Source organism: Kitasatospora sp. NPDC048194 (assembly GCF_043202455.1).
In the GTDB taxonomy this organism is placed as follows: Bacteria; Actinomycetota; Actinomycetes; order Streptomycetales; family Streptomycetaceae; genus Kitasatospora.
Genome location: NZ_JBIDAK010000014.1, coordinates 183,219 through 191,661 on the forward strand (window position 1 = coordinate 183,219; position 8,443 = coordinate 191,661).

The 8,443-nt window shown below is 75.3% G+C and carries 5 protein-coding genes; 3 read left to right on the plus strand and 2 right to left on the minus strand.

What is annotated here, in order from left to right:
* Positions 1-171: 171 nt before the first annotated feature.
* A complete protein-coding gene (locus tag ACGF07_RS19390; protein WP_392900301.1) occupies positions 172-1,812 on the plus strand; it encodes a protein kinase in 1,641 nt (546 codons plus the stop codon).
* Positions 1,809-3,440: a protein kinase gene (locus tag ACGF07_RS19395; protein WP_392900304.1), complete on the plus strand. Its 1,632-nt coding sequence runs from the start codon at positions 1,809-1,811 to the stop codon at positions 3,438-3,440. Before ACGF07_RS19390 ends, ACGF07_RS19395 begins: the two co-directional genes overlap by 4 nt.
* A gap of 102 nt (positions 3,441-3,542) precedes the next feature.
* On the opposite strand, the gene ACGF07_RS19400 is transcribed toward ACGF07_RS19395, so the two are convergent.
* Positions 3,543-4,106 carry a hypothetical protein gene (locus ACGF07_RS19400; protein WP_392900307.1) on the minus strand — a complete coding sequence of 188 codons (564 nt, stop codon included), beginning with the start codon at positions 4,104-4,106 and terminating at the stop codon, positions 3,543-3,545.
* 176 nt (positions 4,107-4,282) lie between these two features.
* Here ACGF07_RS19400 and ACGF07_RS19405 point away from each other — a divergent pair, with 176 nt between their 5' ends.
* Positions 4,283-6,727 carry an ATP-binding protein gene (locus ACGF07_RS19405; RefSeq protein WP_392900310.1) on the plus strand — a complete coding sequence of 815 codons (2,445 nt, stop codon included), beginning with the start codon at positions 4,283-4,285 and terminating at the stop codon, positions 6,725-6,727.
* Positions 6,728-6,806: 79 nt separating this feature from the next.
* On the opposite strand, the gene ACGF07_RS19410 is transcribed toward ACGF07_RS19405, so the two are convergent.
* Positions 6,807-8,069, minus strand: a complete 1,263-nt coding sequence (locus ACGF07_RS19410) for a serine hydrolase domain-containing protein (protein WP_392900313.1) — start codon at positions 8,067-8,069, stop codon at positions 6,807-6,809.
* Positions 8,070-8,443 lie beyond the last annotated feature (374 nt).

Consider the following 8,443-nt stretch of genomic DNA (forward strand, 5'->3'; position numbering starts at 1 on the left):
GTGTGCCACTCGGCGGCACCGATGCGGGTGACGGGAGCTCGGGCACGGGCGGCGGGGGCCGGAAACCCCGTCTGTATCATCGGTTCGCGACAGCGGCAAGGGGGGCGTGTACAGGTGGAGACGCTGGGGCCTCACGGGCCCGCGCGGGTGGGTCCGTTCAGGACACTGGCGGTGCTCGGGCAGGGCGGGATGGGCCGGGTCCTGCTGGGGGTCTCGCCCGACGGGCGGACGGTGGCGGTCAAACAGGTGCACGCCGAGCTCGCCGAGGACGACGGGTTCCGGGTCCGGTTCCGGCGCGAGGTGGAGGCCTCCCGGCGGGTGTCCGGGGCGTACACCGCGGCGGTGATCGCGGCCGACCCGGACGCGGAGACGCCCTGGCTGGCCGCCCAGTTCGTGCCCGGCCCGGCGCTGACCGAGGCGCTGGCGGCGGTCGGACCGCTGCCGGAGGAGCCGGCGCGCCGGCTGGCGGCCGGGCTGGCGCAGGCGCTGCTCGACGTGCACCGGGCCGGGCTGATCCACCGCGACCTCAAGCCCTCGAACGTGCTGCTCGCCGCCGACGGCGTGCGGGTGATCGACTTCGGGATCGCTCGGGCGGCGGAGGGGCAGGACACCAAGCTCACCCGCACCGGGGCGGTGATCGGCTCGCCCGGGTACATGTCGCCCGAGCAGGTCGAGGGGCGTGAACTGACACCCGCGAGCGACGTGTTCTCGCTCGGCGCCACCCTGGCGGTGGCCTGCGCGGGCCGGCCGGCCTTCGCCGGGGAGTCGCTGCCGCGGATCCTGTTCAACGTCCTGCACGCGGAACCCGAGCTCGACGGGGTGCCGGAGCGGCTGCGGCCCCTGGTCGCCGCCTGCCTGGCCAAGGACCCGGCGGCCCGGCCGACCCCCCGGGAAGTGCTGGCCGCCGTCGGGCGGCTCGCGCCCTCGTCCCGGCCCTGGCCGGAGGCGGTGCACGGACTGCTCGCCGCGCAGGAGGCGGAGGTCGCCCGGCTGCTCGGCGCCGGGGCGCCGACCGTGGTCGAGCCCGGACCCGCGGCGGCCCCGGGCTCCGGGCCGACCGAGCGGGCGCCGGCCGCCGGGCCCTCGGTGCCCGGGCGTCCCGCACCGACCGATCCGCCGCAGGTACGGCGCCCCCGTCGGGGCCGCCGGATCGCCCTGGCGGTGGGCGCGGTGGTGCTGGCCCTCGCCGCGGTGGCCGGCGGGCTGGTGGCCACCGGCGTGGTGAACCTGGACTCGGTGTTCCCCGAGCCGGTCCCCACCCCCGGGAACGTCCCGCTCTCGCAGGTCCGGGACGCGTACGCCGCCGTGGTGCCGTCCTGCACCGACGCCCGCAAGGTGACGGCCCCCGCCGACTTCGGCACGCCGCAGGGCAACGCGGGCGACTACCAGGGCACCGACTCCGCGGGCAGGTTCCCCTCCAACTTCTGCGACTGGACCTCGCGCTCCGGCGACCAGGTCCAGATCGCCTGGAACGTCTACCCGACCGTTCCCGGCGGCAAGACCGGTGCCGAGCGGGCCAAGGCGCACTACGAGGACCTCTACATGGGGGGCAAGACCCGCGAGACCGGCACCACCTTCGCCGAGGAGGCCTTCTGGCTCCCGCAGAAGTACCTGTCCGACAGCGACTGCGTGCTCTACGTCCGGGACGTGAACCTCTTCGTGTTCGTCTCGGTGAAGGGGGCCACCTATCCGCGCGGGCGGTGCGAGGAGATGACCAAGGCGCTCGGCGCCTCGGCCGTGAAGGTCGCCCGGACGGTCTCCACCGACGGCCGGACCCCCGACGCCACCGCCACCCCGACGGCCAAACCGTGACGGGCGCCCCGATGCGGCGGCGCCGTGCGTCCGACCCCGCCGAGGTCGGCCCCTACCAGGTGCTCGCCGAGCTCGGCCGGGGCGGGATGGGCCGGGTGCTGCTCGGCGCCGGGCCGGACGGGCGGCTGGTGGCGGTCAAGCAGGTGCACCAGCGGTTCGCCGCCGACGCCGGGTTCCGGGCCAGGTTCCGCCAGGAGGTGGGTGCCTCTCGCCGGGTCTCCGGCGCCTACACCGCGGCCGTGATGGACGCCGACGTCGAGGCGTCCACGCCCTGGCTGGCCTCCGTGTTCGTGGTCGGCCCCTCGCTGGGCGCCGCCGTCGAGGCCGCCGGTCCGTTGTCGGCGGACGCCGTGCACCGGCTGGCGGTCGGACTGGCCACGGCGCTGGTGGAGATCCACCGTGCCGGGGTGATCCACCGCGACCTCAAGCCTGAGAACGTGCTGCTCGCCGCCGACGGCGTGCGGGTCATCGACTTCGGCATCGCCCGGGCCGCCGGGGAGGACGCCGAGCTCACCTACACCGGAGGGGTGATCGGCTCGCCCGCGTACATGTCCCCGGAACAGGCCGAGGGCCGGCCGCTCACCCCGGCCAGTGACGTCTTCTCGCTCGGCTCGGTGCTGGCCCTCGCCCTGACCGGACGCAGCCCCTTCGCCGGGGCCTCCGCCCTGCAAACGCTGTACAACATCGTGCACGCCGAGCCCGACCTCACCGGCGCTCCCGCGGCCACCCGGCCGCTCCTGGTGGCCTGCCTAGCCAAGGACCCGGCCGCCCGTCCGACGCCGGTGCGGCTGCTCGACCTCCTCGGTCCGGTCGCCCCGGCCGGACGGCAGTGGCCGGAGGCGGTGCACGCGTTGATCGCGGCGCAGCGGGCGCAGGTCGACGCGCTGCTCGCGAACCCGCAGGCAGCGGCGGTGCCCCGGCCGCAGGGGACCGAACCGACGTCGTACCACCTGGCGGCGCCGCACCTGGCCACCACCGTGGACGCCGCGCCCGGGCCGGCGGAGCCCGCCGGATCGGCCGCGCCCGCCGGATCGGCCCCGCCCCGGCGCCCGCGCCGCACCGCCGCGCTGGTGGCCGCCGCGGCCGTCGTCGTGGCGGCCACCGGTGTCGGCGGCTACCTGCTGCTGCGCGATCCGAACAGCCCGGCGGTGCCGGACAAGTACGTCAAGGCACCGGTCTGCGCGGAGGCCGCTCCCCGGCTGCCGCTGCCGTCCGCGCGACGCGAGCCGGACGAGGACCGGTACGACGAGCAGTCCTCCACCGCCCGGACCAGCTGCTCCTGGTACGGCGTGACCGTGGTCGCCGGCCAGACCTACCGGGACCAGCAGCCGTCCGCGACCGTCCGCTGGGACCTCCGCCGCAGCGCGGGGAGCAGCGACGACGCCACCCGCACGCAGCGCGAGGACTTCGCCGTCTCGGCCGCCGGCCACCGGCGTGACGACGGCCTCGGTGTCGGCGAGGAGGCGTACTGGGACTCCCCGGCGAACGGGGAGAACTGCTCCCTGGCCGTCCGCGACGGCAACCTGCGCGTGCTCGTCGGACTCGGCGGCGCGGACCACCCGGCCGCCGGCTGCCAGGCGGAGGCCGTGAAGGTCGCCCGGGCCGCCCTCGACGCGATGCCGCACTGAGCGGCGCCGGCCGCGAGCCGCGGCACCCCCGTGACCGCGGCTCGCAGCCGGACAGCGGGCCCCGCCCCCGTGGGGAGGGGCGACGCCCGCCGGCTCGGTCGGTCAGTTGCTCACGTCGATGCAACTGCCGGTGTACTCCCCGCCGTCGGCGTTGCTGAAGCCGCACCACCAGCCGGCGGTGACGTAGCCGTACGGCGCGTAGGTCGCGGTGTACCAGCCGCCGCCGGCCGCGTAGAAGCTCGTGCCCGTCAGGAGGGCTCCGGTCGGGCTCTTGATCTGGATGTCGGCCCAGGCGCCCGCACCGTAGTAGGTGGTGTTCTCCATGGTGCTGACGTAGTAGCCGCTGCCGTTGACGGCGAAGCAGACCTTGGGGTCCACGCCGTTGCAGGTGGTGGCCGAGGTGGGCCGGGCGGCGCCGGCGGACGGCCGGTCGGAGGTCGGCGGCCGGTCGGAGGAGCGTCGGACGGTGAGCACACCGTCGGCGGTCCTGACCTCCATGACCGGGACGGAGCCGGAGCGGACCGGGACGGAGCGGACCTGGCCGCCGACCGGGCCGGCCGCGGCGTCGGCCGTACCGCCCGTGCCGAGTGCCGCGAGGGCGACGGCGACCACCGCGGTCCGGGCCGGACCACCGGTCGGACGCGAAGCAGTCCTGCGAGCGCTCATGAATTCCTCCTTCGGCCGGTCCGTCCGGCGCTCATCCTCCCGGCAGGGCGAGGGGACCCACCACGACGTTGACCCGACGTTGACCTGACACTTCGGCTGCTTCCGGCTACTCTCGTTCGCGATCCGAGCCGGACGGTGGGGGCGACGGCTCGGTTCGCAGGGATCCGGGGGGATGGGTGGGGGCTGCTGTGTTCGCCGCGCTGCTGCGGGAACGACGACTGTCGGCGGGGTGGAGTCAGGACGAGCTGGCGGAGCGTTCGGGGGTGTCGGCGCGATCGATCAGCGCGCTGGAGGCCGGCGGGCGCCGGCCGCGGATGTCCTCGGTGGTCCGGCTGGCCGAGGCCCTCGGGGTGGACCCGGAGACCCGCGCCGCGTGGCTGACTGCGGCCCGCGACCCGGACCCGCGGGGCGCGGAGGCACCGGGTGCCGACCCGAGCGGCGCGGACCGGTGGGTCGCGGAGCGGACGGGAGCGCCGGGCGTGCCGGTCGCGGCGGCGGCACCGGCCGCCGCCACCCCCGCCCTCCGCTCCGTTGCGCCCGGGTCCGCGCCGCTCGGCACCGCCGTCATCACCGGCCCGCAGCAACTGCCCATGGCCGTCCGGCACTTCACCGGCCGCACCCGCGAGCTCCAGGTGCTCGACCGGTTGCTGGCCGACGTCACCCCCGGCTGCGGCGCGGTGGTGATCTCGGCGATCGCCGGCACCGCCGGCGTCGGCAAGACCACCCTGGCCGTTCACTTCGCCCACCGGGTGGCCGAGCACTTCCCCGACGGCCAGCTGTTCGCCAACCTGCGCGGGTTCGACCCCGCCAGAGCGCCGGTCGACGCCGCCGATGTGGCACGCGGCTTCCTGGACGCGCTCGGCGTTCCGGCCCACCGCATCCCCGCCGATCCGGACGGGCAGCTCGCGCTGCTGCGCAGCCGGCTGGCCGGCACCCGGACGCTGATGGTCCTGGACAACGCCCGCGAGGCGGAACAGGTCCGCCCGCTGCTGCCCGGCTCCACCACCTGCCTGGTCGTGGTCACCAGCCGGAACCGGCTGCCCGGACTGGTCGCCCTGGACGGGGCCGTACCGCTGACCCTGGACGTGCTGACGCCCGAGGAGGCGCGGGAACTGCTCGCCCGCCGCCTGGGCGCCGACGTGGTCGAGGAACAGCGGGAGGCGGTCGACGAGCTGATCGGGCTGTGCGCCCGCCTGCCGCTCGCGCTGAACATCGCCGCCGCCCGGGCGGCCGAGGAGCCCGGCACGCCGCTCGGGGTGTGGGCGGGTGAACTGCGCGACTCCCGCGTCCGCCTGGACCTCCTGTCGGCCGGTGACAGCCACGCCGACGTCCGGGGGGTGTTCTCCTGGTCCTACCGCGCCCTGGCTCCGCAGGCCGCCCGGCTGTTCCGGCTGCTCGGCCTCCACCCGGGCCCGCACATCAGCGCGGCCGCGGCCGCGAGCCTCGCGGGCCTGCCGCAGTCCGAGACCCGCCGCCTGCTGGAGGACCTGCACCGCGCCCACCTGATCACCGCCCCGGAGCGGGGCCGGTACACCTTCCACGACCTGCTGCGCGCCTACGCGGCCGAGCAGGCGGCCGCCTTCGAGTCCGCGGCGGGGCGGGATGCGGCGACCCTGCGGATGTTCGACCACTACCTGCACTCCGCGCACCGCGCCGGCTGCCTCGCCTACGCCGACGACGCCTCCTGGCAGACGCTCGACCTCGCCGAACCGGCCGCCGGCGTCACGCCCGAGGAACCGGCCGACCGCCGGCAGGCGCTCGCCTGGTACCGGGAGGAGCAGCCGGTGCTGGAACGGGTCGTCGACGCGGCGCACCGGACCGGGGCCGACGTCCACGCCTGGCAGCTCGTCGGCGCGCAGGTCGCCTACCTGCTCAAGTCGGGGCTGTGGCAGCAGTGGCAGCGGGCGAGCGAGATCGCGCTGGCCGCCGCGGAACGCACCGGGGACCTCCGCCACCAGGCCCACGCGCACCGCTGGCTCGGCCAGGTGCACCGCTCCCAGGACCGCCAGCCGGAGGCCCAGCGCGAGCTGCGGCTGGCCCTGCGGCAGTTCGAGGCGCTCGGCGACCGGCCGCGCCAGGGCAGGACGCAGCTCGACCTCGCCATCGCTCACGGCGAGGTGCGGGCCAACGCCGAGGCGGTGGCCGAGTCCCGTCGGGCCCTGGAGCTGTTCCAGGCCCTCGGGGACCCTTCCGGACAGGCCCTGGCGCTCAACAGCATCGGCTGGTACCTGGCGCAGCAGGGCGAGCTGCGGGAGGCACTGCCGTACTGCCGCCGCGGGCTGGACCTGGCCCGCGAGGCCGGCAACCTGCCGGGGCAGTCGTCGATCTGGGACAGCATCGGCTTCATCCACCACCAGCTCGGCGAGTACCACGCGGCGCTGCCCGCCTACCACGAGTCGCTGCGGCTGCGGCAGGCGGTCGGCGACTACTTCCTCCAGGCCGACATCCACACCCACATCGGCGACACCCACCTCGCCCTCGGCGACGTCGAGGCCGCCCGGAGCGCCTGGTTGCTCGGCCTCACCATCCTGGACGACCTGCAGCACCGCGACGCCGACGCCGTTCGGGCCCGGCTCAACGCGCTGCCCGGAGCGGGACGAGCGGTGCCGGAGGCCACCTGACGGTGTGCCGGCCTGCCCCGGGCCCGGGCACGGTCCACCGGCGCAGCCGGGCGGCCCGTGCGGCTCGGGGCGCGGCGGATCAGATCCGGGTGTCCTCGACCACCGGCAGGTCCCGGTCCGCCCCGTCCTGCTGCACGAGGGCCGTGCGCGGCGCGGCGGCCGGCTTCTTGCCGCAGAAGGCCGGCTCCAGGGCGTTCATCAGCCCCTGGGTCACGGCGCCGTTGTTGGAGGCGTTGGCGAACACGAACACGCTGCGCTGCCCGTCCGGCGTGGTGAAGGACTGCGTCTGGTAGCCCTGGACGATGCCGCCGTGCCCGTACACGTCCCCGCAGGAGAGAGAGATGCGGCGCAGCCCCAGGCCGTAGCTGATCCTGGCGGTCGGGGTCGGCAGCACGGCCTCCATCTGCTTGAGCGAGGCGTCCGAGACCAGGCCGCCGTTGCCGCCGGCCATCAGGGCGGTCAGGAAGCGGTCGAGGTCCTCGGCGGAGGAGATGACGGCTCCGGCGCTCCAGACCCAGGAGCCGGTCTGCTCGGTGGAGTCCAGCAGCGGCTTGGTCCGGTCGTCGTTGGTCAGGTAGCCGGTGATGTGGCGGCCCTCGATCCGCTGGTCGGGGACCACGAAGGAGGTCCTGTCCAGGCCGAGCGGCTCCAGGATCCGCTCGCGCAGCACGTCCGGGTACGGGCGGCCGGTGAGGTGCTCGACGGCGAGGCCCATCAGGACGAAGTCGGTGTTGGAGTAGGAGTAGCGGGTGCCGGGGGTGTACTGCTGGCCGTGCTTGACGGACATCGCCACCAGGTCGGCGGGGTTGTAGACCTTGGTGCGGATGCGGGCCTCGAAGGCGCTGGTGGTCTCCTCGCCGGGCTGCTCCAGCAGGTCGTTGGTGTGGTCGTAGACGCCCGCGCGGTGCTCCATCACCTGGCGGCCGGTCATGTCCCAGTCGGCCGGGAGGGTGCCGGCGGGCAGGTAGTCCCGCAGCGGCTTGTCCAGGTCGATGCGGCCCTCCTCCGCCAGTTGCATCACGAGAACGGCCGCGAACATCTTGCTGTTGCTGCCGACCCGGAACCTCCACGAGGAGTTCATCGGAGTACCGTCCAGGTCGGCCCGGCCGACGCTGACCGAGCGGGTCCGCTCGTCCCCGCCGTGGTCGCGGATGACCGCGAAGGCGCCGGGGGCACCCGCCCCCATGGTGGCCTGAAGCGCGCTGAGCACCCCGGCGGTGTCGGGTACGGGCAGTGCGGTGGTGTCCCGGCCGGCGGCCAGGGCGGGCACGGTGCCGGTCGCCGCCAGGGCGGCAGCGGCGGCGGCCACCGCGAAGGGGCGCAACAGACTGGTCTTCGCCATGTTCCTCGGCTCTCTCGCGAACTGACGCGGCGTCCGGTTGCGCCGCTCGAAGATCACTATCTCCGGCCGGGGCACCCGAGGCAATCTGAACCCGATCGCCCGCATCGTCCGTTGTCGGGCGGTTTTGCCGGGCGCACCGCCCGTTTCCCGGCCCGGGGACAAGGTTTCACCTGCCGTCGTCTACCCGCGTCGAGGGCGGTACCCGCATCCTGTTCGGGCGCTCCGCTCGCCTCCCCGCACGCCGCACCCCGCTCCCTCAGTGACTTCCCCTCACCGCATCCGGAGTCTCAATGACGAAGTCAACCCGCCTGCGCGACCGGAGCGGGGGTGAAGACCCTGTTGTCGCGCAGGAGCGCCCACAGGACGCTCACCCG